The organism is Nocardia sp. NPDC058058 (assembly GCF_042885355.1).
Taxonomy (GTDB): domain Bacteria; phylum Actinomycetota; class Actinomycetes; order Mycobacteriales; family Mycobacteriaceae; genus Nocardia.
On the sequence record NZ_JBHVSA010000002.1, the window covers coordinates 767662 to 792027 of the forward strand.

General features: G+C 66.3%; 22 protein-coding genes. 7 read left to right on the forward strand and 15 right to left on the reverse strand.

The genetic code is table 11. The features are described from left to right. Positions 1 to 6 precede the first annotated feature (6 nt). A complete protein-coding gene (locus ACFVUS_RS18210; protein ID WP_387767187.1) occupies positions 7 to 1095 on the forward strand; it encodes a substrate-binding domain-containing protein in 1089 nt (362 codons plus the stop codon). 84 nt (positions 1096 to 1179) lie between these two features. Here the strand turns inward: ACFVUS_RS18210 and purQ are convergent, their stop codons facing one another. Next, the gene (gene purQ, locus ACFVUS_RS18215) at positions 1180 to 1857 is read right to left on the reverse strand and encodes a phosphoribosylformylglycinamidine synthase subunit PurQ (RefSeq protein WP_387767190.1); all 678 of its coding nucleotides are present in this window, start codon (positions 1855 to 1857) and stop codon (positions 1180 to 1182) included. Then, entirely contained in the window at positions 1854 to 2087 is a 234-nt protein-coding gene (gene purS, locus ACFVUS_RS18220) for a phosphoribosylformylglycinamidine synthase subunit PurS (protein ID WP_330183638.1), read from the reverse strand. The genes purQ and purS overlap by 4 nt, the downstream gene beginning before the upstream one ends. 275 nt (positions 2088 to 2362) lie before the next feature. Here purS and ACFVUS_RS18225 point away from each other — a divergent pair, with 275 nt between their 5' ends. Continuing rightward, complete coding sequence (locus ACFVUS_RS18225) at positions 2363 to 3007, forward strand: MBL fold metallo-hydrolase (protein WP_387767194.1); 645 nt, start codon at positions 2363 to 2365, stop codon at positions 3005 to 3007. Between the two features lie 18 nt (positions 3008 to 3025). Here ACFVUS_RS18225 and ACFVUS_RS18230 read toward each other — a convergent pair whose 3' ends face one another. The 6 genes from ACFVUS_RS18230 to ACFVUS_RS18255 all read right to left on the reverse strand — a co-directional run bounded on the left by ACFVUS_RS18230 (position 3026) and on the right by ACFVUS_RS18255 (position 9447). Next, complete coding sequence (locus ACFVUS_RS18230) at positions 3026 to 4573, reverse strand: hypothetical protein (RefSeq protein WP_387767197.1); 1548 nt, start codon at positions 4571 to 4573, stop codon at positions 3026 to 3028. After that, a complete protein-coding gene (locus tag ACFVUS_RS18235) occupies positions 4573 to 5199 on the reverse strand; it encodes a hypothetical protein (protein WP_387767200.1) in 627 nt (208 codons plus the stop codon). Before ACFVUS_RS18235 ends, ACFVUS_RS18230 begins: the two co-directional genes overlap by 1 nt. 87 nt (positions 5200 to 5286) lie before the next feature. Continuing rightward, a complete protein-coding gene (locus tag ACFVUS_RS18240; RefSeq protein ID WP_387767203.1) occupies positions 5287 to 6642 on the reverse strand; it encodes a dipeptidase in 1356 nt (451 codons plus the stop codon). A gap of 11 nt (positions 6643 to 6653) precedes the next feature. Beyond that, a complete protein-coding gene (locus tag ACFVUS_RS18245; protein WP_387767206.1) occupies positions 6654 to 7112 on the reverse strand; it encodes a hypothetical protein in 459 nt (152 codons plus the stop codon). After that, complete coding sequence (locus tag ACFVUS_RS18250) at positions 7109 to 8536, reverse strand: APC family permease (RefSeq protein ID WP_387767209.1); 1428 nt, start codon at positions 8534 to 8536, stop codon at positions 7109 to 7111. The genes ACFVUS_RS18245 and ACFVUS_RS18250 overlap by 4 nt, the downstream gene beginning before the upstream one ends. Beyond that, the gene (locus ACFVUS_RS18255) at positions 8536 to 9447 is read right to left on the reverse strand and encodes a glutaminase (protein ID WP_387767212.1); all 912 of its coding nucleotides are present in this window, start codon (positions 9445 to 9447) and stop codon (positions 8536 to 8538) included. Before ACFVUS_RS18255 ends, ACFVUS_RS18250 begins: the two co-directional genes overlap by 1 nt. Before the next feature lie 67 nt (positions 9448 to 9514). On the opposite strand from ACFVUS_RS18255, the gene ACFVUS_RS18260 reads away from it, so the two are divergent. Both ACFVUS_RS18260 and ACFVUS_RS18265 read left to right on the forward strand, forming a co-directional pair. Next, positions 9515 to 10969 carry a glutamate decarboxylase gene (locus tag ACFVUS_RS18260; protein ID WP_387767215.1) on the forward strand — a complete coding sequence of 485 codons (1455 nt, stop codon included), beginning with the start codon at positions 9515 to 9517 and terminating at the stop codon, positions 10967 to 10969. After that, positions 10966 to 12489: an amino acid permease gene (locus tag ACFVUS_RS18265; RefSeq protein WP_387767218.1), complete on the forward strand. Its 1524-nt coding sequence runs from the start codon at positions 10966 to 10968 to the stop codon at positions 12487 to 12489. The genes ACFVUS_RS18260 and ACFVUS_RS18265 overlap by 4 nt, the downstream gene beginning before the upstream one ends. A gap of 46 nt (positions 12490 to 12535) precedes the next feature. Here ACFVUS_RS18265 and ACFVUS_RS18270 read toward each other — a convergent pair whose 3' ends face one another. Then, positions 12536 to 14695, reverse strand: coding sequence for a S9 family peptidase (locus tag ACFVUS_RS18270; RefSeq protein ID WP_387767221.1), 2160 nt, complete (start codon positions 14693 to 14695; stop codon positions 12536 to 12538). A 145-nt stretch (positions 14696 to 14840) separates the two neighbouring features. Here ACFVUS_RS18270 and ACFVUS_RS18275 point away from each other — a divergent pair, with 145 nt between their 5' ends. Both ACFVUS_RS18275 and ACFVUS_RS18280 read left to right on the forward strand, forming a co-directional pair. Then, positions 14841 to 15887 (forward strand): DUF2330 domain-containing protein, encoded by a 1047-nt coding sequence (locus ACFVUS_RS18275; protein ID WP_387767224.1) that lies wholly within the window; start codon positions 14841 to 14843, stop codon positions 15885 to 15887. 277 nt (positions 15888 to 16164) lie between these two features. Further along, positions 16165 to 16467, forward strand: coding sequence for a DUF397 domain-containing protein (locus tag ACFVUS_RS18280; RefSeq protein WP_387767227.1), 303 nt, complete (start codon positions 16165 to 16167; stop codon positions 16465 to 16467). A gap of 1 nt (position 16468) precedes the next feature. Here ACFVUS_RS18280 and ACFVUS_RS18285 read toward each other — a convergent pair whose 3' ends face one another. The 5 genes from ACFVUS_RS18285 to ACFVUS_RS18305 form a co-directional block, all read right to left on the reverse strand. Next, entirely contained in the window at positions 16469 to 17428 is a 960-nt protein-coding gene (locus ACFVUS_RS18285; protein WP_387767230.1) for an alpha/beta hydrolase, read from the reverse strand. Positions 17429 to 17557: 129 nt separating this feature from the next. Continuing rightward, positions 17558 to 17995 (reverse strand): HIT family protein, encoded by a 438-nt coding sequence (locus ACFVUS_RS18290; protein ID WP_387767233.1) that lies wholly within the window; start codon positions 17993 to 17995, stop codon positions 17558 to 17560. Positions 17996 to 18080: 85 nt separating this feature from the next. Continuing rightward, complete coding sequence (purB, locus tag ACFVUS_RS18295; RefSeq protein WP_387767236.1) at positions 18081 to 19502, reverse strand: adenylosuccinate lyase; 1422 nt, start codon at positions 19500 to 19502, stop codon at positions 18081 to 18083. 60 nt (positions 19503 to 19562) lie between these two features. Then, positions 19563 to 20168 (reverse strand): TetR/AcrR family transcriptional regulator, encoded by a 606-nt coding sequence (locus tag ACFVUS_RS18300; RefSeq protein ID WP_387767239.1) that lies wholly within the window; start codon positions 20166 to 20168, stop codon positions 19563 to 19565. A gap of 92 nt (positions 20169 to 20260) precedes the next feature. Further along, positions 20261 to 21433, reverse strand: coding sequence for a pyridoxal phosphate-dependent aminotransferase (locus ACFVUS_RS18305; RefSeq protein WP_387767242.1), 1173 nt, complete (start codon positions 21431 to 21433; stop codon positions 20261 to 20263). A gap of 71 nt (positions 21434 to 21504) precedes the next feature. On the opposite strand from ACFVUS_RS18305, the gene ACFVUS_RS18310 reads away from it, so the two are divergent. After that, positions 21505 to 22818, forward strand: a complete 1314-nt coding sequence (locus ACFVUS_RS18310; protein ID WP_387767245.1) for a peptidoglycan DD-metalloendopeptidase family protein — start codon at positions 21505 to 21507, stop codon at positions 22816 to 22818. A 129-nt stretch (positions 22819 to 22947) separates the two neighbouring features. Here the strand turns inward: ACFVUS_RS18310 and purD are convergent, their stop codons facing one another. Then, a complete protein-coding gene (purD, locus tag ACFVUS_RS18315; RefSeq protein WP_387767248.1) occupies positions 22948 to 24234 on the reverse strand; it encodes a phosphoribosylamine--glycine ligase in 1287 nt (428 codons plus the stop codon). Positions 24235 to 24366: the final 132 nt, after the last annotated feature.

The following is a 24366-nucleotide window of genomic DNA, read 5'->3' on the forward strand; positions in this document are numbered from 1 at the left end:
TATCCGATGACCTCGTTCCGCGGGAGTCCCGAGAACAGTATCGAGATCCTGAACATAGTGCCGCAGCAGGGTCCGGGCGGTATCTTCGCGCCCTCCTGCGAGGCGGCCATTTCTTTGGCCGTGGAAGAAATCAACAGCGGGACAGGAATTCTCGGGCGGGAATTGCGGGCCACGCACATTGACGGCGGGCGTGAACCGGGCGATGTGGCGCAGGAGGTTTCCGCGCTGCTGGCGACCGGAATGGTGCACGCCATCACCGGCTGGCACACCTCGGCGGTGCGCGGGGCGGTGGCGCGGGTGAGCGCGGGGCGGGTGCCGTATCTGTTCGCGACCGATCACGAGGGGGTGGCGGAGTCCCCGGAGGGATTGTTCCTGGTCGGGTCGGATCCGGGGCGGCAGTTGCTGCCCGCGCTGCGCTGGTTGCGACGCGAGTTCGGGGCGCGGCGGTGGGCGATCATCGGCAATGACTATGTGTGGCCGCGGCGTACGGCCGAGCGGGTGCGGTCGGAGTTGGCCGAGCGCGGCACGCTGTCGCTGGAGGAGTTCGTACCGCTGGAGAAATTCGTCCCGTTCGGCGCGGATTTCGGGGAGTTTCTGACCGATCCGCGGCTGGATCGGGCGGACGGGGTGATCGTGTTGCTGGTGGGCGCGGATGTGGCGCGCTTTAACCGACAATTCGCCCGAATCGGGCGCGATGAACGGCAATTACGGGTGAGTCCCGCGGTCGATGACAATGTGCTGCTGGCGGGCGGAACGAGCGCCAACCGGAATCTGTATGTGCCGTCGAGCTTCTTCGTGAACGGTCCCGTGCACCGCGAACGCGCCGAACGGTATCGGCGGTTGCACGGTGAGTTCGCGCCCGAGCTCACCAATTTCAGCAATACCGAGTACGAGGCGATCCGCACGCTGTATGCCATGGCCAAGGCCGCCGGATCATTGGATGTGCGGCGGCTGCACGAAACGGTGGCGGCGCTGGGGACACTCGAAACACCCACCGGCACAATCGGTTTCGACGGCAACCAGGTGCTGTATCCGAGCTATATCGCCCGCGCCGAGGGCGTGCGCTTCGAAGTGCTGGACCGCATCTGCGCGTGAGCCACCCCGAAACGGCAACGCCCGCACCGTCATCGACGGTGCGGGCGTTGTACGGCTATTCGGCCTAGGCCGAGGCTATTCGACCTAGGCCGAGACCAGCGCGTCCAGCACGGACAGGAACATGCCCAGCCCGTCATCGCTGGGACCGGTGAGCGCCTCGGTGGCGTGCTCCGGATGCGGCATCAGGCCGACCACGCGGCCATTGGCGGAGCTGATGCCCGCGATACCGCGCTGCGAACCGTTCGGATTGTCGCCGGAGTAGCGGAAGACCACGCGGCCCTCGCCTTCCAGCTCGTCCAGCACCTGCGCGGAGGCCTGGTAGCGGCCCTCACCGGACTTGAGCGGCACCAGGATCTGCGCGCCGGGCTCATACCGGGAGGTCCACGCGGTGTTCGCGGCCTCGACGGTCAGCCACTCATCGCGGCAGATGAAATGCAGGCCCTCGTTGCGGGTGAGCACACCCGGCAGCAGTCCGGCCTCGCACAGGATCTGGAAGCCATTGCAGATGCCGAGCGTGGGCAGACCCTGTCCGGCTGCCTCGATGACCTTCTCCATCACCGGCGCGAACCGGGCGATGGCGCCGGTGCGCAGGTAGTCGCCGTAGGAGAAGCCGCCGGGCACGATGACCGCGTCGACGCCCTTGAGGTCGGCGTCGCCGTGCCACAGGCTCACGGCCTCGGCGCCGGCGAGCTTCACCGCGCGCGCGGCGTCGACATCGTCCAGGGTGCCCGGAAAGGTGATGACACCGATGCGGGCGGTCACAGCCGGACGACCTTCCAGTCCTCGATGACGGTGTTGGCCAGCAGCGATTCGGCGATCTGCTCGAGCTCGGACTCGCTCACGTCATCGGCGACCTCGAGCTCGAATCGCTTGCCCTGCCGCACCTCCGAGATGCCCGGGTGGCCCAGGCGGCCCAGCGCCCCGACAATGGCCTGACCCTGCGGATCCAGGATTTCGGCCTTCGGCATCACCTCGACCACGACACGTGCCACGCGTTGCTCCTCAGCTGGTGGGGCGGGCCCGGACGACCATGTTCCACACAGTGCGGCCGAGCGGGGGTTTCGCTGATCAGACTAGTTGGCGCGCCCATGACGCCCACCGCCGGGTGGAACCTCCGTGGCCCACGCCACAACAGCCCCTCGCAAACCCCACCACCATCCCGGCGTGAACCCCCACCCGTCATCCCGGCGCGCTTTTGGCCGGGATCCACACCGGCAGTACTACGGGCGCGTGGTGCATGCCCGTGCGCGGGACTACCGTTGGCTTCATGCGCATTGCCCATTTCGGTCATTCCTGCATCCTGGTCGAGCTGAACGGCGCGAAGATCCTGTTCGATCCCGGTACGTTCTCGCACGGGTTCGAGGGGATCACCGGGCTGGACGCGATCGCCGTCACGCATCAGCATCCCGATCACATCTGCCCGAATCGCATCGAGGCGCTCATCGACGCCAACCCGCAGGCGCGATTGCTGAGCGATCCGCAGACCGCGCAGCAGCGCGGTGAGCCGTGGGAAGCCGTGCACGCGGGAAATGTATTGAAGGTCAAGGATCTCCAGGTCACCGGTGGCGGCGGCAGGCATGCGGTGATCCATCCGGAGATCCCGGTCATCGACAACACCGTCTTCCAGCTGGGCACCCCGGACGATCCGGCGCAGCTGGTGCATCCCGGCGATTCGCTGTGGGTGCCGCCGGTGCCGGTGGGCGTGCTTGCCATTCCGGCGGTCGCGCCCTGGATGCGGATCAGTGAGACGGTGGATTACCTGCGCGCGGTGAATCCGACGACCGCCTTCCCCATTCACTACGGCATCATCGATCCGGCCGCGCAGGGCATCTATTTCGGCCGCCTCGCCGAAATGGGCCCCGCCAATACCGAATTCAAGGTGATCCAGGCCGAGGACCACGCCGAATTCTAGGACGCCCGCCCCAATTTTCTAGGGCTTGCGGTTCAGCGTGCCGAGTGTGTCGATCCGGAATTCGCTTTCCGAGATATCCACCCCGGTATCGCTGAACCGCCGACCGCCGAGCCGCTCGGTGAGGAATTCACGAATCGACGCGGGCTGCGCGGCAAGGGAATTCAAGACCTCCGCTGGAACCTCCACGGTGCCGTCGAAATGTCGCGGCTGCGCGCTGATCCCCGGCCGCTGCGGGCTCTGACGCAACCCGTCCACGGTATGCAGAATCAACTCCAGCCGGTTGCCGTCGGCGAATTCCAGCCGCAGCGGGGTGGGAGTGCTTGCCACATCGAAGGATTCGACGGTCGCGGTGGCACCGGCGATACCGCCCGCATAGCTGTACGGCGAGACCGGAATGGACGGGTCCACCCCGCGATCATCGGCCGAATTCGTCAGCCGCTGCCCGCCGAGCGGTTGATCGGTGACCGTGAACGTCCATTGCGCATCGGTGAGTTGCTTTGTCCAGTAACCATTCCGGCCACCGTCCACACCCTCGACCCGCAGTTCCCGGGCATCGGAGCCGATACCGGTCTTGTGAATGGAGATACGGTCGGTGATCACGCCCGGCACCTTCGGCTGGCGCACCCACGACGGCGCGGGCAGCTGAATCGCCGCGTAGTGCGGATCGACGCGCTCGCTCACCATATCCGGCGCTTCGGGCAGCCCGCGCTGATCCTCGTACGAGTACCGGAAGAACACCTTGTCCGCGCCGGAGATGTCGAAATCGTAGAGCCGCGTGTACATATCGCCGTCCCGGTCCACGATGAGCGTGGTGGAACCGCTGGTGGACAGCGCCACCGCGCGGAACCGGGGCGGCAGCGCCATCTCATAGCTGTGATCGACCGGCAGCCACGGATCGATATAGCGAATCCGGGTACCGCCGTCGGTCAGCGCGTAGACGTGCGAGACCTTCGCCCCGCCCACCGGATGCGCATTGCCCGCGGTATCCCGCCAGACGTGATCCTCATTGGGCGAGAGCACCGACCAGGTCCAGTCGATCGTGCCCGGCGGCAACGCATTACCGGGCCCGGTCCACAGCGGCGTGCCGTATCGGGTGCTCCAGTTCCAGTCCTTCGGCGCGCTCAGCGCGTGATCCAGGGTGTAGAACCGGCCCGCCCGATCCACCGCCATGACCTCGTCGTCATCGGCGGAGACGCCCGCGACCTGCCCCGCGAGACAGCCCGGCAGCGGTAGCGAACGCCAGCCGCCCTGGGTAGCAGCCTCTTTCACGAATATCCCGCCGTCGCGAACCATGAAGGACCAGCGTCGATTGAAGGTCTCGGTGGCGGTACGGAAGTCCACGCGCTCCGGCAGCACGCCGTCGGAGAGCGGAAAGCTTTCCAGCCCAGCGGTACTCGGGTCCACACCGAATTCCGGGGTGCCCACGGTACCGATCAGCACACAGCCTCCGGGTTCGGCCGCGGCCACGGGATGCACTGCGACACAGGCGAATACGACTCCGGAGATGACGGTTAGCACACCGGCGCGCGCACCGCGCGCCGACGCCGCGAGTTTGTGAGAAGTCATCACAGCCAGCCCAGCGCACCGAAGACGATCAGGGCCACGGCGTCGATACCGAGGATCACGCCGACCGCGATTGCCTTGCGCCGCACCGTCGGTAGATCGTGCACGTAGAAGCAGGCCGTGAAGAACGGTACGTATCCGATCAACCAGATCAGGAAGGGGAAACTGGCCTGCCACCAGGACCATTCCCAGCTGAGCACGCCCGCCCTGTTCAGCAGGACCTCGACCCCGACTGCGGCCGCGGAATTGATCGCGATCAGGATCGGCCGGTTGGGCAGTCCGAAGATCCGGGTCTCCTTGGGCGGCAGCATCTTCGCCGCCGCGACGCCCATGATGGCGAACATGAAGCCGATCTCGATATTGAGCCCGATCAGCAACTGGTACGCGGTCGGCCCGGTCGTGCCCCATACGGGCGCACGACCGGTGCCGTGGAAGACCAGCGAATTCCAGATCTCGTTGAACAGGTCCATGCCCCACAGCGCGATTCCCGCGAAGAGCACATTCCAGTTCCGGCGTTCCACCTCGGTCGCGTAGATGTAGACGACCACCAGCAGTAGCGGGATCACGTACCACTTGAATTGACTGCTGTCCCGCACCAGTTCCACTGCCACCCGGGCATGTTCGGTCATCGGCGCACCTCTCTCCTCATGACCGCAAAAGTCGGGTAAGCATGTTACAAATCAACGCTGACTGTCAATATGTAATTGTGGCCCGGGTTACTTCGCGTAGGACGCCAGGAACAGGGCTTCCGCCAGCGCCATGTGCTCGATTTCGGTGGGGTCGACGCTTTCGTTCGGGGCGTGGATCAGGCATTTCGGCTCTTCGACACCCATGAGCATGATCTCCGCGTCCGGGTAGGTGTCGGCGAAGACATTGCAGAGCGGGATGGAGCCGCCTTGGCCGGACGTGGTGGCGGGGCGGCCGTAGGAAGCGGCGAAGGCGGCTTCCATGGCGGTGCGGGCGGGACCGTGGGTGCTGCCTACGAAGGGGGAACCGATGGCCTCGGTCTCAACGGTGACCTTCGCATGCCAGGGGACATTCGATTCCAGGTGCGCGGTAAGGGCTTTCAGCGCCTGCTGCGGATCGGTGCCGGGCGGGATGCGCAGGTTGAGCCGGGCGCGGACCTTGGCCTGAATGGCCGCCGCGGAGCCGACGACGGGCGGGACGTCCATACCCAGGACGGTGAGAGCCGGTCGGGCCCAGAGCATATCGGAGACGGTGCCGTCGCCGAGCACGTCGACGCCGTCCAGCACACCCGCATCGGAACGGAACGCCTCATCCGAATATGTTGCGCCATCCCACTTCTGATCATTGGTGAGCCCGGCGACCGTAGTGTTGCCCTTCGCATCACGCAGCGTGGACAGCAGGTGGATGAGCGCGCCGAGCGCATCGGGCGCGGCCCCGCCGAACATCCCCGAATGCATTGAGCTTTCCAGTGTTTCGACGGTGACGACCACATTCACATTGCCGCGCAGGGTTTGCGTGAAGGTGGGCACGCCGACCGCGAAATTGCCGCAGTCGCAGATGAGCAGGGTGTCCGCGCGCAGCAGATCGGCGTTCTTCGGCACGAAGGCTTCCAGGCCGCCGGTGCCCTGTTCCTCCGACCCCTCCGCGATCAGGGTCAGCCCGACGGGGAACTTGTCCCCCACCACTTCTCGCAGCGCGCGCAGCGCCGTGAGGTGCGTGACGATATTGCCCTTGCAGTCGGCGCTGCCGCGCCCGTACCAGCGGCCGTTCTTCTCGGTGAGCTCCCAGACCGGGGTCTCCCAGGCGTCATCGCCGAGCGGCGGCTGCACGTCGTAATGGCAGTACAGCAGGATGGTCGGCGCACCGGCCGGAGCCGGATAGCGCGCGATGACCGCCTTGCTGCCGTCCGGCGTCTCGTGCAGGCCGACATCGGTGAGCCCCTCGGCGGCGAAGGCATCGGCCACCCACTGCGCGGCTTTATGACACTCCTCGATGGGGAACTGCCGCTCGTCATAGACGGACCTGTACGAAACCAGCTCGGTCAGATCGGTTTTGGCGCGCGGCATCAAATCTTTGACGGCCGCCCGCAGGGCGTCTTCGGTCATGGCCTCTCCTGTCATCGGTTCCCGGGGTCCGGATGTACCGTGTCACCCTTGCGCAGCGTGCCGGTCTCCTCCAGGTATTTCGAAAGCTGGTCCGGACGATACGTTTCGATGGCCAGCGCGGTGGCGGTGTAGACATCGCGATCCCCGATCACCGGACGGCTCCCGGGTCCGGCGGCCCCATTGCTGATGGACGCCTGGTATCGCGCCTTGATCAGCGGTGATCCGGGATCCTGGCAGACCAGTCCGCCGTCCTCACCGAGCGAATCGGCGATCACCCGCGGATCGGGGGCGGCCAAACCCGCTGAGATGAGCCGGGTTTGCAACACCTGAGCGCGCCGCAGCGCGATATCGGTATCCCGGTCCTCCCGGAAGATGACCACCCCCGCGACGGCGATGGCCACCAGCACCAAGGCCACCGACCAGTAGACGATGCGCCGCGCGGCATCGGACGCACCGTGGTCGAAGGTCATGTCAGCGCCTCCTCGGGTGTGGCGAGTTTCCAGCCGGGTTTGCGCAGGCGCAGGAACAGGTACGGAATCAGCAGTCCGACAATGCCCATGCCGAGCCCGACGATCAGGAAATAGCTGAACGCGTTGCCGCTGCCGTACTGCGAGGGCGGTACGAATCCGATCAGGAACGCCGCCACCGAGGACGCGGTGCCCAGCCCGCACAGCGCGACGAGCGCGGGCGCGCGATACCCGCGCGGATGATCGGCTTTATTGCGGCGCAAGCGAATCGCGGCGATGAACATGAGCACGTACATGATCAGGTACACCTGCGTGGTGATCACCGAGAGAATCCAGTAGGCGCTGGAGACATCGGGAATGAACGCGTACAGCAGCGCCAGCAGCGTGGTCACGATGCCCTGCGCCACCAGCATGTTCTGTTGTACGCCATGCTTGTTCAGCCGCGTCAGGATCGGCGGCAGATACCCCTCCTGACGCCCGATGAGCAGCAGCCCCTTGGAGGGTCCGGCCAGCCAGGTGAGCATGCCGCCGAGCGCGGCCGCCACCAGCATGACGCCCAGCACCGGGGTCAGCCAGCCGATGTGGAAGTGGTGGAAGAACCCGTCGAACGCCTGCATGACACCGGCGGTCAGGCTCAGATTCTCGGCGGGCACCACCCAGCTGATCACCAGCGCGGGCACGATGAAGATGAGCAGCACCAGCCCCACCGCCATCGCCATTGCCCTGGGGTATTCGCGGCCCGGATCCTTCAGCGCGGATACGTGTACGGCGTTCATCTCCATACCCGCGTAGGACAGGAAGTTGTTGACGATGAGCACCAGGCTGGCCAGCCCGGTCCAGGCCGGGAAGAGGTGTTCGAAATCCATCGGCGCGGCCGAGGGATTGCCCTGCCCGAGGAAGACGAAGCCCAGCGCCACCAGCAGCACGCCGGGAATCAGCGTCCCGATGATCAATCCCATACTCGACAGTCCCGCAACGGTTTTGGTGCCCTGCGAGGAGACGTACACCGCGACCCAGTAGATGGTGATGATGACGATGGCCACGTAGGTGCCGTTGGCGGCCAGCGACGGATCGATGATGTACGCGAAAGTGCTTGCCACATAGGCGAGCAGGCTCGGGTAGTAGAAGATGGTCATGGCGAACTGGCACCACACCGCGAGGAATCCGGCGGGCTGCGAAATACCCTCGCCGACCCATTTGTAGACCCCGCCGGTCCAGCCCGAGGCCAGCTCGGCCGCCACGAACGCGGTCGGCAGCAGAAACAGCACGGCCGGAATGAGATACAGGAATACGCACGCCAGCCCGTAGACCGCCATGGTCGGCGAGGCCCGCAGGCTCGCCACCGAACTGGTGGTCATCAGCGCCAGGGTCACCCACGACATGTATTTGGCGACAGCGGGTTTGGTCACGACAGCGGGTTCGGTCATCAGAACACCGAGAATCCGGTGGCCTGGGCGAAGGCGTTCAACGCGATGCGCCCGGTGACCGAGTTGCCCTTGGAGTCCAGGCCCGGCCCCCAGGCCGCGACCGCGCAGGTGCCGGGCACCACCGCGAGCAGTCCACCGCCGACGCCGCTCTTGACCGGCAATCCCACCTCGTAGGCGAATTCGCCTGCGGCGTCATAGGTTCCGCAGGTGGTCATGAGCGCGGTGATATGCCGGGCGTCCTCGCGCGCGAGCAGCCGGGTGCCGTCGGCGCGCAGGCCGTGCCGGGCGATGAGCAGTCCGGCCTTGGCCAGTTCGGCGCAGGTGATGCTGAACGAGCACTGCCGGAAGTAGTGGTCGAGCGCGAGTTCCACCGGATTGCGCATATTGCCGAAGCTGGCCATCAGATAGGCCATGGCCCGATTGCGGTCGCCGGAGCGCAATTCGGATTCGGCGATGACGCTGTCCACCGAAAGCACCGGATTCCCGGTTTCGGCGCGCAGCAGGCTGCGCATGGCCTCCACGGCATCGCCGGTGTCTTGCAGCAATTGATCAGCTACCACTATCGCGCCGGGGTTGATATAGGGATTGCGCGGAATCCCCATTTCCACCTCGAGTTCGATGAGGTCATTGAACGGAGTGCCGGACGGCTCCCGCCGCACCCGCCGCCAGAGCGCGGTGTCCTTGCGCGCCAACACCAGCGCCAGCGCGAAAACCTTCGAAATACTCTCGATGGCAAAGGGAACATCGACGTCACCGGCGGTGTGCACCTCACCGTGCGTGGTCGCTACGGCGAAGCCGAACTGTTTGGGATCGACATTCGCAAGACCCGGAATGTAGTCGGCGACCGCGCCTTCTCCCACGTGTGGCGCTGTGGTGGACATCACCTGCTCTATGACATTCTGGTAGTCCATGCTGCCGAATAGTAACCGCTCAGCTATCTCTCATTGATTACGAAACGGCACCTACCGTGGAGGCGCAATGACCGGAGATCCGGCATCCGAGGACCTGTTCGCCATGCCAGGCCTGCACCGCGGCGCACCGAAGGCCGGATTCCCGGCCCGCGGCATGTTCCCGCAGGTGGCATACGAACTCGTGCACGACGAACTCATGCTCGACGGCGTTTCCCGCATGAACCTGGCCACCTTCTGCACCACCTGGGTCGATGACCAGGCGCGGCGGCTGATGAACGAATCGCTCGACAAGAACATCGTCGACAAGGACGAATACCCGCAGACCGCGGAACTCGAACAGCGCTGCGTGCGCATGATCGCCGACCTGTGGCACTCCCCCGAGGCCATGACCACGCTCGGCACCTCCACCACCGGTTCCAGCGAGGCCGCCATGCTGGGCGGACTGGCCGCGAAGTTCCGCTGGCGCAAGCGCGGTGGCACCGGCATCCCCAATTTCGTCTGCGGTCCGGTGCAGGTGTGCTGGGAGAAATTCGCCCGCTACTTCGATGTGGAGATCCGGCAGATTCCGCTGCGCGGGGACCGGCTCACCATGCATCCGGACGATATCGCCGCCTACTGCGATGAGAACACCATCATGGTGGTGCCCACCTTCGGGCAGACCTTCACCGGGCTGTTCGAGGATGTCGCCGGGATCAGCAGAGCGCTCGACGACCTCGAGGAGAAGACCGGACTCGACATCCCCATTCACGTCGATGCCGCCAGCGGTGGGTTCCTGGCGCCGTTCTGCGCGCCGGAAGTGGTGTGGGACTTCCGGTTACCGCGCGTGAAGTCCATCAACGCCTCCGGTCACAAGACCGGGCTCGCCCCGCTGGGCGCGGGCTGGGCGATCTGGCGCACGCCGTCGGATCTGCCCAAGGAACTCATCTTCAATGTCGATTACCTCGGCGGCAGCATGGCCACCTTCAATCTCAATTTCTCCCGGCCGGGTGGCCAGATCATCACCCAGTACTACGAGTTCATTCGCCTGGGGCACACCGGATATGCCAAGGTGCAGACCGAGATCTACCGCGCCGCACAGCATCTCGCGGCCGGACTGGTCGACACCGGACTGTTCGAGATGATCCACGACGGCGATCCGCAGCGCGGTATCACCGCCGTCTCGTGGAAATTGACGGGCGAGCGCAACTTCAACCTCTACGACCTGTCCGACCGGCTGCGCAGCCGCGGCTGGCTGATCGCCGCCTATCCGCTGCCCGCCAACCGCGATGACGAGACCATCATGCGCGCGGTGCTGCGGCACGGCTTCACCCTCGATATGGGCGATCTGCTCATCGCCGATCTGAAGCGCTGCCTCAAGCAGTTGAACGCGCACCCGCTGACCACCTCGCTGACCCGCGAGGAAGCGGGCGGATTCACCCACAATGCCACCGCCGCGGTGTCTTCCAAGGATGCCGCGACGCATCCCACCGAGTCCAAATCCACCGAGGGCAAGTCCGCCGGTAAGGGCAAGGGCAAGAAGTGAGCGGCGGTGCGCATCGGGCGACCCCGGTCAAATACCTGACCGTCTCCGCGCTCGGATTCACCACCGCCGCATCGATTGTCACCAGTCTGCGCGGCCTGCCCATGATGGCCAAGGAAGAGATGACGATGTTCTTCTACATCGGCTTCTCCACCGTGCTGTTCCTGATTCCGGCCGGACTGGTCGCCGCCGAACTCGGCAGCATGTACGCGAACAAGACCGGTGGCCTGTACGCCTGGATCAGCGGCGCGTTCGGCAAGAAGGTCGGCTTCTGGATCATCTTCCTGTCCTGGATTCAGGTGATCGTGTTCTATCCGACCGGCATGAGCTTCGCCGCCGCGGGCGTGGCCTTCGCCTTCGATCGGCCCGATATCGCCCAAAACCATGTCTACGTCGGCATTTTCGCGATCTGCGCGTTCTGGCTGTGCACCGCGGTCGCGTTCGTCAGCAATCAGTTCGCGCTGAAGGTGACCCGCGCCGGATTCCTTGCGGGCACCGCGCTGCCGGGCATCATCCTGGTGGCGGTGTTCATCTGGTGGATCGCCAGCGGGCACGATATCGGCTGGCAGCACACCACCGATGACGCGGTGACCGTTGCGCACGACGGGCATGACTCGCCCCGGTTCTTCCCGTATATCGCTGGGCTGTCCGGACTTTCGTTCCTGGCCGGCATTCTGCTGAACTTCGCCGGGGTGGAATCGCAGGGCGTGCACTCCACCGAGCTGAAGAATCCGTCCAAGGGGTATCCGGCCGCCATCATGATCGCGGCGGCGGTGGCGTTCGGCATCTTCACCCTGGGCGCGCTCGCGGTGGCGGGCATCGTGGCCTACGACAAGATCGACCTGAATACCGGTGTCTTCGACGCCTTCACCATCGCGTTCACCGAGATGATCCACTCCAGCTGGCCGGTGCGCATCCTTTCCGCGCTGATCGCCTACGGTGCGCTCGCGGGCGTGCTCGCCTGGATCATGGGACCGAGTCGCGGTGTGCTCGCCACCGCGCACGACGGCATGCTGCCGCCGGTGCTGCAAAAGGTGAACAACCGTGGCGTACAGGTCAATATCCTGATCATCCAGGGCGTGATCGTGACCGCGCTGTCCTCGATCTACCTGTTCATGGACGATGTCAGCTCGGCGTTCTTCCTGATCTCGGCGATGGCGGTGAGCCTGTACCTGATCATCTACATGTTCATGTACGCCGCCGCCATCCGGCTGCGCTACACCCAGCCGGATCTGCCGCGCGCCTTCAAGATTCCCGGCGGCACGTTCGGCATGTGGCTCTTCGCCGGAATCGGTTTCCTGGCGGTGGCTTTCGCGTTCGTGCTGGCGTTCGTACCGCCGTCACAGCTGCCCATCGGCAACAAGGCCAGCTATATCGGATTGGTCGCTGCGGGCGCGGTCATCTTCAGCGCCATCCCGCTGATCATCGAACGCATGAAGAAACCCTCCTGGGTTCCCTCCGACGAGGTGAAGGCGAAGGCGCTGGGCCCCAGCGCCGATCGCTCCCACCTCACCAACGCTTAACCCCGGCAAGGGGTTCGGGGACTCGGTCCCCGAACCTCTTGCCCGATCAGGCGTCGGCCAAGCCGACGGTGTCGAGGAGCCAGGCGTATTCGAAGGCGACTTCCTTCCACTTCTCATAGCGCCCGCTGACACCGCCGTGGCCCGAGGTCATATCGGTCTTGAGCAGCAACTGCGAATGCCCGGTCTTGATCGCGCGCAATTTCGCGACCCACTTGGCCGGTTCGACGTAGAACACCCGGGTGTCATTGAGACCGGTGGTGGCCAGAATGGCCGGGTAATCCTTGGCTTCGACGTTCTCGTACGGCGCGTAGGTCTTCATGTAGTCGTAGACCTGCTTGTCCGCCAAGGGATTACCCCACTCGTCCCATTCGGTGACGGTGAGCGGCAGCGACGGATCCAGCACCGTGGTGAGCGGATCCACGAACGGCACATTGGTCAGGATGCCGGTGAACAGCTCCGGCGCCATATTCGCCACCGCGCCCATGAGCAGACCGCCCGCACTGCCGCCGTCGGCCGCCAGCCGATCCGGCGCGGTCACCCCGGTATCCACCAAATGCTGTGCGACGGAGATGAAATCGGTGAAGGTGTTCTTCTTGGTGAGCGTCTTGCCCTCTTCGTACCAGAGCCGCCCCAGCTCACCGCCGCCGCGCACATGCGCCACCGCGAACACCATGCCGCGATCCAGCAGCGACAGCCGCGCCACCGAGAAACCCGGATCGATGGCGGCCTCGTAGGAGCCATATCCGTAGAGCAGCAACGGCTTCGGGCCCGCGGGCGCGTCCTTGCGCTGCACCAGCGAGATCGGCACCCGGGTGCCGTCCGCGGCGATCGCCCACTCCCGCTGCTGCACATAGTCATCGGCGGTGTAGTCGCCGAGCACCACCTGCTCCTTGCGCAGGATCATCTCGCCGGTCTCGTGCGTGTAGTCGAACACCTGCACCGGGGTGATGAACGAGCTGACCCCGATGCGCAGCATGGGCTGTTCCCATTCGGGATTGCCGCCCAGTCCGGCGGAGAACAGCGCCAGATCGAAATCGATGTCCTTGAGCTCGCCGAAACCGTCGGCGGTCAACGGCCACACCGCGATTCGCGGCAGCGCCTCGCGGCGGTAGCTCAGCACCAGCTTGTCGGAGAAGGCGTCGATGCCCTCCAGCCGCACATCATCGCGATGCGGGATGAGCAGCGTCATATCGGCGGGATCGTCCAGCGGGGCGACCGCGAGCACGAAGTTCACCGCCTTCACCCCGTCCACCACATCGTTGTGCAGGATGAGCAGCTTGTCCTGACCACCGATGACGGCGTGCTCGGTGCCGTATTCGATGCCCTCGCGGCGCGGCAGCACCACCCGGAATTCGCCTTCCGGATTGTCCGACTCCAGGATCCATTCCTCACTGGTGATCTTGGAGCCGGAACCGATGACCAGATAGCGCTTGGAATGACTCGCGCCGACGCCGACCGAGAACGCCTCATCGGGCTCGTGGAACACCCGCACATCGGCCTCGCGGTCGGTGCCGAGCCGATGCCGCCACACGCTGTCGGCGCGCCAGGCGTCATCCACGGTCTGATAGAAGATGTGCGTGCCGTCCAGCGACCAGGTCGCCCCGGCCGCGATGCCCTCGATCCGCTCGGGCAGCAGCTCCCCGGTGCGCAGATTCTTGATGCGCAGCTCATAGCGCTCATCGCCCTCGGTATCGACCGAATAGGCGAGCAGATCACCGGCATCGCTCAGCGATGACGCCCCGAGCGAGAAGAATTCGCGCCCCTGCGCCAGCTCATTGACATCGAGCAGCACCTCCTCGCCCGGAATCTCGACCCCGGCCGCCAGCTTGGGCGGATTCCAGTCGTCCTGGTCCAGGATCGGGCAGCGGCAGGACACCCCGTACTGCTTGCCCTCGAAGGTGCGCGAGTAATACCAGTAGCCGCCCATGCGGGTGGGCAGCGACAGATCGGTCTCCTGCGTGCGCGCCTTGATCTCGTCGAAGAGCTTCTCGCGCAGCGGCCGCAGCTTCTCGGTCTGTGCGTCGGTGTAGGCGTTCTCCGCCTCCAGGTACGCGATGACCTCGGGATCCTTCTTATCCCGCAGCCACTCGTACTCGTCGACGAAGACATCGCCGTGATGCACGCGTTCGCTCGGCACCCGCTTGGCGATCGGCGCGGTCACCGGGCCGGAATTCGTTATCGCGCTACCACTGCTGTCCAGAGCCATGGGGACAACGTTAGTGGTGCGAACCCGGACCCGGCCGCCGACCGGTAGCTAATCGTGCTCGCGCCGCGCCGACGAGCACGCGCACGGCGATCGGCGAGGCGAAAAGTCCGAGGCGGGAACCCTCGCGCGTGCGTACGCTGCCCCCATGCTGTTGCGTAATGCGGCGCGCCTGCTCGCGGTGGTCGCCACCGTGGCGGGTGCGGGGGGAATGGGTTTGGCCGCACCGGCTTCCGCGTGCGCGTGCGGCGGCATCGCGACACCGGGCGGGGTCACCGCCCGGGTGAACGGGGAGACCGCGCTGCTCGGCTGGGACGGGCAGCGCGAGACGATCATCATGCGGCTCGGCTTGCAGAGCGGCGGCGACAAGGCCGCGCTCATCGTGCCCACACCCGCACCCGCGACCGTCAGCGCGGGCGATGCCGGAACCTTCAGCGAACTGGCCCGGCTGACCGCTCCCGAATACGTCACCGACCGGGACTGGTTCAAGGCCGACAGCGGCCGGGACGGCGCGGTTTCGGCGTCCGCGCCCACCGGCGGCGCACCGACGGTGCTGGACCGGGTGCAGCTCGGCCCGGTCGAGGCCACCACGCTCACCGGCGGCGATATCACCGGGATTCAGCAGTGGCTGGGCGACAACGGGTATGAGATGAAACCCGAGGTGATCGCCACCATGCGGCCGTATCTGGACGAACACTGGTCATTCGTGGCCATGCGGCTCACCAGTTCGGTTCCACTGGCGGGCAATCTCGATCCGGTGCGCTTGAACTTCGCGGCCGCGCACCCGGTCTATCCCATGCGGATGTCGAGTGCGGCCACCACGCATCAGCTGGTGCATCTGTACGTGCTCGGCCCGCATCGCGTGCAGCGCACCGACCCCGATGCCGAATCCCAGGCGGTCGCCGTGGACTTCGCGGGCCGGATCAGCGATCCGCGGGACGCGGACCTGCGGCAACTGAGCGCCGCCGGACACGACTACCTCACCGAGTTGTCCGTGAACATCACCGATCCCGCGCGGATCGCCCACGATTTCACCTTCGCGGACGCCCCCGCGGACAGGGATTACCGGCAGGTCATCCACCGCTCCGAAGCGGTCGACTTCCTGGGCGTACCTGCCGGTTTCGCCCTCATCGCGGCCGCGGCGACCGCGTTCGTACTGTTCGCTCTCCTGCTCCGGCGCGTACTGCGCCGCTGAGCTAGCGCCGGCGCGTGCGCGCCGTGACCACATGGCGAGTGTGGTCGTACAAATAGAAGACCGCCGCCTTGCGCCGGGCGCACTGATCGGTCGGGCAACTTCTATGCACACTCAGGATGCTCTGTGCCAGTTCGGCATTGAATCTCTCCGGCACCACATCACAGCTGTCGGAGAGGGGAGCTGCTCGCTGTGCTGACCATGGCGTGCGCACCACATACCTCCTTCTGCAGACACAGAATGGAATATCCGATCCGACCGCTCCGCAAACACTGGCATTATGAGTGCGATCTACATCACCGACCAGTACCCGCAACGTCACCGCATCCGGGAGTCCGAAGTGGAAGCCGAGTCCATCTCATCGCCCGACACGGCCAAGAACCGTGAGATCGAAGCCGACGCCGTCTGGCGGCGCGGCGACGACAGTGCCGACGGCGTCGAAATAGCCTTCCTGGCCAGCGGAAATATCGGCCTGCGGGATTCCCGCAATCCGGACGGGCCGGTACTGATCTTCACCCCCGGCGAATGGCGCGCCTTCGTCGCCGGGGCCAAGGACGGCGAATTCAACCGTCCGGGAAAGTGATTCAGGCGCCGATCGCCGGGCCGATGGTGGGCCAGGATTCGTGCAGCGTGTCCTGCCAGTACGACCACGAATGCGTGCCCACCGGGCTGTAATCCACCTGCGCGGGGATATTCATATCCTTCAGATGCGCCGCGAACGAGTTCACGCAGGCGTTCACGCCGAGTTCGATCGGCCCGCCGAAGAAGATGTTCTCCGGCAGCTGCGGTTTGATCTCCAGCTCGTGCGGGCCGGGCAGGCCGGTGCCGGTGGACAGGTAGATGGTCTTACCGCGCAACCGCTCGGTGAGCAGCGCCGGATTGTGCGACGCCCACGCGCCGTCGCCCGGACCGCCCCACATATTGAACGGATTCCCACCCCGATTCGCGATGGAGAACAGGATCGCGCCCTGCGCGATGGTGAGATCCGGGCAGGCGCTGTACCCGGCGACCGCGCGGTACAGCTCCGGATGCCGCACGGCGAGCACGAAAGCCGCGACGCCGCCCATCGAGAGCCCGCCGATGGCGTTCACCCCGTTACCGGCGAAATAATCGTCGATGATCGGCGGAAGTTCTTGTGTCAGAAAGGTTTCCCAGCGATACCGGCCGAAACGCGGATCGTCGGCGGCCCAATCGGTGTAGTAACTGGCCTGCCCGCCCATGGGCAGCACCACATTGACGTTCTTGCCCCGGAAGAAGGGTTCGGCGTCGGTGGCATTGGTCCAGGTGCTCTGGCTCGCGCCGGGGTCCAGACCGTCCAGCAGGTAATAGCTGGAACGTGCGCCGCCACCGGCCGGATGCAATACCTGCACCTGAATCGTGCGGCCCATGGCGGGGGAATCGATGAATAACGCGGAGCGGGTGGCGTTCAGATCGTCGACGCGGATCACCTGCGCCGCGCGGGCGGTTGCCGGTGGCGCCAGCACCGGACTCAGCAAACCCACGGCGAATGCGAAAACCGCTGCGGCAACGACACTTCTACGCATGGCCCCACCTCCATCAGCCCACCACAATCGCGTTCCAACGTAACTCGAGTGCCGGTGGGCGCGAGGAATATTCGGTCTATGGCGTGTCCTTGGCAAACCAATCGGTTCGGATATGGTAATGCGCTTCAGCTATGAAATACCAGGGTTTCGCTGCAATGCGCCCCGAATCGATCCCGCCAGGTAATCCAGGTCGGCGCGCTGCGGAGAAGTCGCTCGCGCGCGCAGGCCGAAACCATCGCCCGGTGTACGCGGAATCACATGCAGATGCACGTGAAAGACCTCCTGGCCCGCCGTCACGCCGTCCGCGAGGAAGAAATTCACGCCGTCGCAGTTCACCTCGGACTCGCGCAGCGCGGCCGCCAGCCGCTGACCCACCTGAAAGAGCTTGCCGCCCAGCGCCGGATCCAGCTCCGCCAGACTGCGCGCCGGCACCCGCGGAATCACCAGCAGATGACCGGGCGTCACGGGCCGAATGTCCATGAAGGCAACAACTTCCGGATCCTCGTACACCATGCTGGAGGGCGCGGTGCCCGCGATGATTTCGGAGAAGATCGTGTACGGATTCATGCCCGGCAGCCTGCCACGCGAACCCGCCGCGAAAACAGCTCGGCCCCGGCGCGCACCGCACGCCGGGGCCGAAAAGCTTGTGCTGCTACAGAATCGGGGCCGGGGTGTAGCGCGCCGCCTCCGGATTGGCCGACACCAGCTTCTGCACCTGCGCGATGACCTCCGCGGTCTGCGCCTCGGCCGCGCCGATGAAGGCCGAACGATCCGCCAGCGCGGCATCCAGGGCCGCGCGGTCCAGCGGCATCCGGTCATCGGCGGCCAGGCGGTCCAGCAGATCGGGCTCCTGGCCCTTTTCCCGCATCGCCAGCGCCACGGCCACCGCGTGCTCCTTGATGACCTCGTGCGCGGTCTCACGGCCCACACCGGCCCGTACGGCGGCGATCAGCAGGCGGGTGGTGGCCAGGAACGGCAGGTAGCGATTCAGCTCCCGATCGATGACCGCCGGGTACGCGCCGAATTCGGCCAGGATGGTCAGGAAGGTCTCCATCATGCCGTCGACCGCGAAGAAGGCATCCGGCAGCGCGACGCGGCGCACCACCGAGCAGAACACATCGCCCTCGTTCCACTGCGCGCCCGCCAGCTCGGCGGCCATGGAACCGTAGCCGCGCAGGATCACCTGCAGGCCGTTCACGCGCTCGGCGGAGCGGGTGTTCATCTTGTGCGGCATGGCCGACGAGCCGACCTGGCCCTTCTGGAAACCCTCGGTCACCAGTTCGTGCCCGGCCATCAGGCGGATGGTGTGCGCGAAAGACGAAGGGCCCGCACCGATCTGGACCAGCGTGGAGAGCACATCGTGATCCAGCGAGCGCGGGTACACCTGGCCGACACTGGTGAAGACGTTCTTGAAACCGAGGTGATGCGCCACCTTCTGCTCCAGCTGCGCGAGCTTGCCCGCATCGCCGTCGAGCAGATCCAGCATGTCCTGCGCGGTGCCCATCGGGCCCTTGATACCGCGCAGCGGGTAGCGATCGATCAACTCGCGCAGGCGGGTCAGCGCGATCAGCAGCTCATCGGCGGCCGAGGCGAAACGCTTGCCGAGGGTGGTGGCCTGCGCGGCGACATTGTGCGAACGACCGGCCATGACCAGCGACTGGTACTCGGCGGCGCGCTCGGCCAGCCGGGCCGCGATGGCGACGCCGTGCCCGTACACGTGCTCGAGCGAGAGCCGGATCTGCAACTGCTCGACATTCTCGGTGAGATCGCGCGAGGTCATGCCCTTGTGCACGTGCTCATGTCCGGCGAGCGCGTTGAATTCCTCGATGCGCGCCTTCACATCGTGCCGGGTGACCCGCTCGCGCTCGGCGATCGAGGCCAGATCGACCTGATCCACCACGCGCTCGTAATCCTCGACCACCCCGGCGGGCACCTCGATGCCCAGCTCGGTCTGCGCCCGCAGCACCTCCAGCCACAGCCGCCGCTCCAGCACGATCTTGTTCTCGGGCGACCAGAGGCGCACGAGATCAGGGCTGGCATAGCGGGTGGCGAGGACGTTCGGCACAAAGGTCACGTGAAGCGATTTTACGGGCTGGTCACGAACCCATTCGCCGCAGTATGGCCCAGGGCCGGATTACGTAGGCGGAGCGACGATATCGATCACTTCCAGCAGTGCGCCGCGGGCCAGGCGGCGGGGTTGCGGATCGGCTTCGCCGAGGGCGGTCACCACCGCGCCGTCGACGACCGCGACCAATCGGCGGGCCTGCTCGGGGCGGACTATGCGATCCGAGCGGCGTAGGACGTCGGCGAGCAGTTCATCGAGCTGAGCGCGTAGTCGGAGCTGGACCTCGCGTAGTTCGGGGTGGCGGGCCGAGGCCACCGAACGCTCGTAGCGGGCGATGAGCTGACCGCGCGCGTCCGCGTCGGCGTGCTCGGAGCCGATGAGCAGATCCAGCACCAGATCCACGGTGGCGTCCGCACCGCGGCGGCGATGGGTCACCTCGCCGACCCGGCGGCGCATGGCGTCCAATTCGGCATTGCCGGAGAACTCGACCGCGCGCGCGATCAGATCCTCCAGCGATTCGAAGTAGTACGTGGTGGACGCGAGCGGCAGTTCCGCGCGGGTAGCCACCGAGCGATGCCGGACCGCTTCGAAACCGCCTTCGAGCAATAGCTCGGCGGCGGCACAAACCAGCGCTTGGCGACGCCGTTCGCCTTTCGGAGTCGTCGCAGTGGTCACGGATGCAATCGTGCCAGTCCTCATAGGTTCATCTGTGCCGAATCTGTGCGATCTGTGGTGATTCCCTAGGAACGACGCTCCCGGAGGTCCGTTCAGGCCAGATAGCGTCCCAACCGGTCGAGTGCTTCTTCGATATCGGCGCCCGCGCCGGCGAACGAGAACCGCACGGTATGAACACCGTTCACGGTGTCGAAGTCGATGCCGGGGGCAAGCGCGACACCCGTCCGGTCCAGTACTTCGGTGCACCAGCGCATCGAATCATCGGTCAGATGCGCGATATTCGCGTAGGCGTAGAACGCGCCATCGGCCGGAGCCAACTCGGTGATGCCGAGCTTCGGCAGACCGGACAGCAGCAGCTGCCGATTCGCGGCATAGCGGGCCACATGACCGTCGAGTTCGGCCTTGGCCTCCGCGCCGAACGCGTGCACGGCCGCGTACTGCGAAATAGCGGGCGGGCAGACGGTCATATTCGAGGCGAGGCGTTGCAGCGCGGGGCGCATGCCCTCGGGGACCAGCATCCAGCCGAGCCGCCAGCCGGTCATGGAGAAGTACTTGGACACCGAGCCGATGACGATGGATTCTCGCGAGGTCTCCCAGGCGGAGGAAGTCGGTTCCGTGCTTGTGGACAACTCTGTGTCGTAGACGATGCCGTGATAGATCTCGTCCGAGATGAGCAGGGTGCCGTGGTCATCGCACCAGCGCGCCAGCGCGGCCAATTCGGCGGGCGCGATCATGGTTCCGGTCGGATTGGCCGGGCTCGCCACGATCAGCCCTGCGGGCGGTTCGGGCAGCGCCTCCAGCATGGCGACGGTCGGCTGGAATCGGGTCTCCGGACCGCAATCCAGTTCGATCACCTCGCAACCCAGTGCCGTGAGGGTGTTCCGGTACGCCGGATATCCGGGCCGAGCCACCACAACCGTGTCCCCGGCATCGAAGGCCGCCAGGAAAATCAGTGTGAAAGCACCGGACGACCCGGTCGTCACCACCACATCATCGGCGCTCACGGTGACCCCGTAGGTGTCCCGGTGATGCGCCGCGATGGCCTCCCGCAACGGCAGAATCCCGAATGTCTCGGTATAACCCAGCAATTCGGAATTCAGGGCCTGTTCGGTCGCACGCAAAACCGCGCGCGGAGCGGGCGTTGACGGCTGTCCGGCCGCCAGCACCAGCACATCCCCGTGAGTTCTGGCTCGTTCAGCTGCTGCCTTCCAGACATCCATCACGTAGAAAGGTGGAATGGTCGACCGGCGAGATTCGATACGCACTCGACAGACGGTAGAGCACCCGCTCCCCCGCCTGTCCCGCAATGGCCGCCGGAATGCCTGAGGAGGCACACATGCAGGGGGGACCGACCACCGCCGAGGAGGACTCGGCGGCACACCACCCCGCCGGTTCACCCCCGGCAACCGACAAAACGGACAGCGCCGAGGTGGGCTCCCACGCACCTGAGGCAGAGAGCTCAGGCGAGCGAAACGGCCATGCGGACGCGGATCGGCCTGCGGCGAGCCAGGACCCGCACGGCGCACGTGATGAGCCGACCGGGGAGACGGGTGCCGAATCCGATGCCGCACTGAACCTGGCGGAAGGCGCCGACGACGCGGAAGCGACCGGACACGAGTCGGGTGAACGCGGGTTCCGGGCCGGGGTGGACAGTTTCATGCCGGGGGTGCGGATGCGGCTCGATACGCCCGGGCGCGGTACGGCATTCGTGCGGGCGGGCGTGGCTCGCGGGGTGCGGGCCGGAGCGCAGGGGCTGGGCCGGGCGCGCGAGCAGGTGCCGGTGGTTCGGGAGCGGGCGCTCGAATTCTGGGGGCGGCGGCCGCGATCGCGGGCCGAGTTCGATGAGCTGGTGGAGCGGGGTCGGGGCGAAGTGCGGCGGCAGGCGCCGGTGGCTCGAGCCTGGGCGATCAAGCATCGGGTGTTGATCGGCGGGGTGGTCGCGGTGCTGGTGTTCGCCGCGGCGGACAGCGGGATCGGGCTGGTCTCGTATGACACGGCGGTGGAACCCGGTGTGGCGCTGCGGGTTCCGGTGGCGAATCCGCTGCAGGTGCACACCTCCGGGCAGACCGCCAAACGGTATCTGGACGCCATCAACAACGGTGAGCGGTTGCGCGAATCGGCGGTGGTGGCCGCCGCCGCGCGAGCGACCCTGGATCGCGCCAAGGCCGAGGCCGCGGCGGCGGTCGCCGGGGAACAACAGCCGTGGATAACCGGGCCCGCACCGCAGGGCACGCTGCCGCCCGGATTCGTGATGCCGAGCATCGGCGGGTTCGTACTGCCCGCGGTGGGCGCGTTCACCTCCGGATTCGGGGCGCGCTGGGGCACCTTCCACGCGGGCATCGATATCGCCGCACCGCTGGGCTCACCGATCTACGCGGTGGCGGCGGGCACGGTCATCGACGCCGGTCCCGCACAGGGATTCGGGCTGTGGGTGCGCATCCGGCACGATGACGGCAGCATCTCGGTGTACGGCCACATGTACGACTTCTTCGTCTCGGTCGGCGAACGCGTCCCGGCGGGCATGCAGATCGCCCGCATCGGCAACCGCGGCGATTCCACCGGCCCGCACCTGCATTTCGAGATCATCATCAACGGCCAGCACGTCGACCCCCAGGCCTGGCTCGCCCAGCGCGGCATCTCCCTGAACTGACCCAGGGCGGAAAATACGATCGCGCCCTTGCGAAACCGCAAGGGCGCGAGGAATTCTCATTGGCCGATCAGGGAGCGGTAAGAAAGCCCTTCCGCCCCGAACCCCGGGGCGGAAACGAAATCGCGTTGGTCAGACCACGGGGGTGGGGACGGTGATGCGGCCTTCGACCGCGGCGAGGGCGATATCGGTGCGGAAGTGGCCGCCGGGCAGCTTGATTCCGGCGAGGCGGTCGTAGGCGTTCTTGCGGGCCTCGGACAGGTCCGCTCCCTGGCCGACGATGGAGAGCACGCGGCCACCGGCGGAGACGATCGAACCGTCTTCGCGCAGTGCGGTTCCCGCGTGCATGACCTCGGAAGTGGTTCCGGTGCCGGAGGATTCGGCGCCGGTGATGACATCGCCGGAACGCGGGCGGCCCGGGTAGTTCTCGGCGGCGAGCACCACGGTGACGGCCGCGCCGTCCTTCCAGCGCGGGGCCTCGACGTCGCCGAGGGTGCCGGTGGCGGTGGCGAACAGCAGTTCGCCGAGCGGGCTGTCCAGCATGGTCAGCACGGCCTGGGTCTCGGGATCGCCGAAGCGGCAATTGAATTCGATGACGGCGGGTCCGGCCGATCCGACCGCGAGCCCGGCGTACAGCAGTCCGCTGAACGGCACCCCGCGCCGGACCATTTCGGCCGCAACGGGTTTCACCACATCGTCGACGATGGCCTGCAAGGTCTCATCGCTGAGCCACGGCAGCGGTGTGTACGCGCCCATGCCACCGGTGTTCGGCCCGGTATCCCCGTCGCCGACGCGCTTGTGATCCTGCGCGGGCAGCAGCGGCACCACGTTCTCGCCGTCGACCAGGCAGAACAGCGATACTTCCGGCCCGTCCAGGAAGGATTCCAGCAGTACCGGATGCCCGTTCTCCAGCAGTTCGGCCCCGTGCTCGCGCGCGACGGACCGATCGGCGGTCACCACCACGCCCTTGCCCGCGGCCAGCCCGTCATCCTTGACGACCCAGGTCGGCCCGAAGCGATCCAGCGCCGCGTCCAGCTCACCCGGATGATCGACGATCTCGCTGTGCGCGGTGCGCACGCCCGCCGCGTTCATCACGTCCTTGGCGAAGGCCTTGGACCCTTCGATCCGCGCGGCGGCCGCGGACGGCCCGAAGGCCGGAATCCCGGCGGCCCGCACCGCGTCGGCGACGCCGAGCACCAGCGGCACCTCGGGCCCGATCACCACCAGATCCGCCGTCAGTTCCCGCGCGAGCGCGGCCACTTCCTCCCCCGAACTGGGGTCGACGGGCCGCACATCCACATGCTGGGCAATGCCCGCGTTCCCGGGCGCGACCGCCACCGCGGTCACCGCCGGGTCCCGGCGCAGGGCCAGGGCGAGGGCATGTTCACGGGCTCCGGAACCGATGACGAGTACGCGCACGGCAGACAGCTTAAAGCGTGCCCGCCGACCGCCACCGCCCGGTTCACGCACGATGCGCCCGAAGTTCGCCCGCAGTACGCAATAGTTCGGCCACCACCTCGAACACGGGTCGGCCGCCGTGGCGGTCGCAAT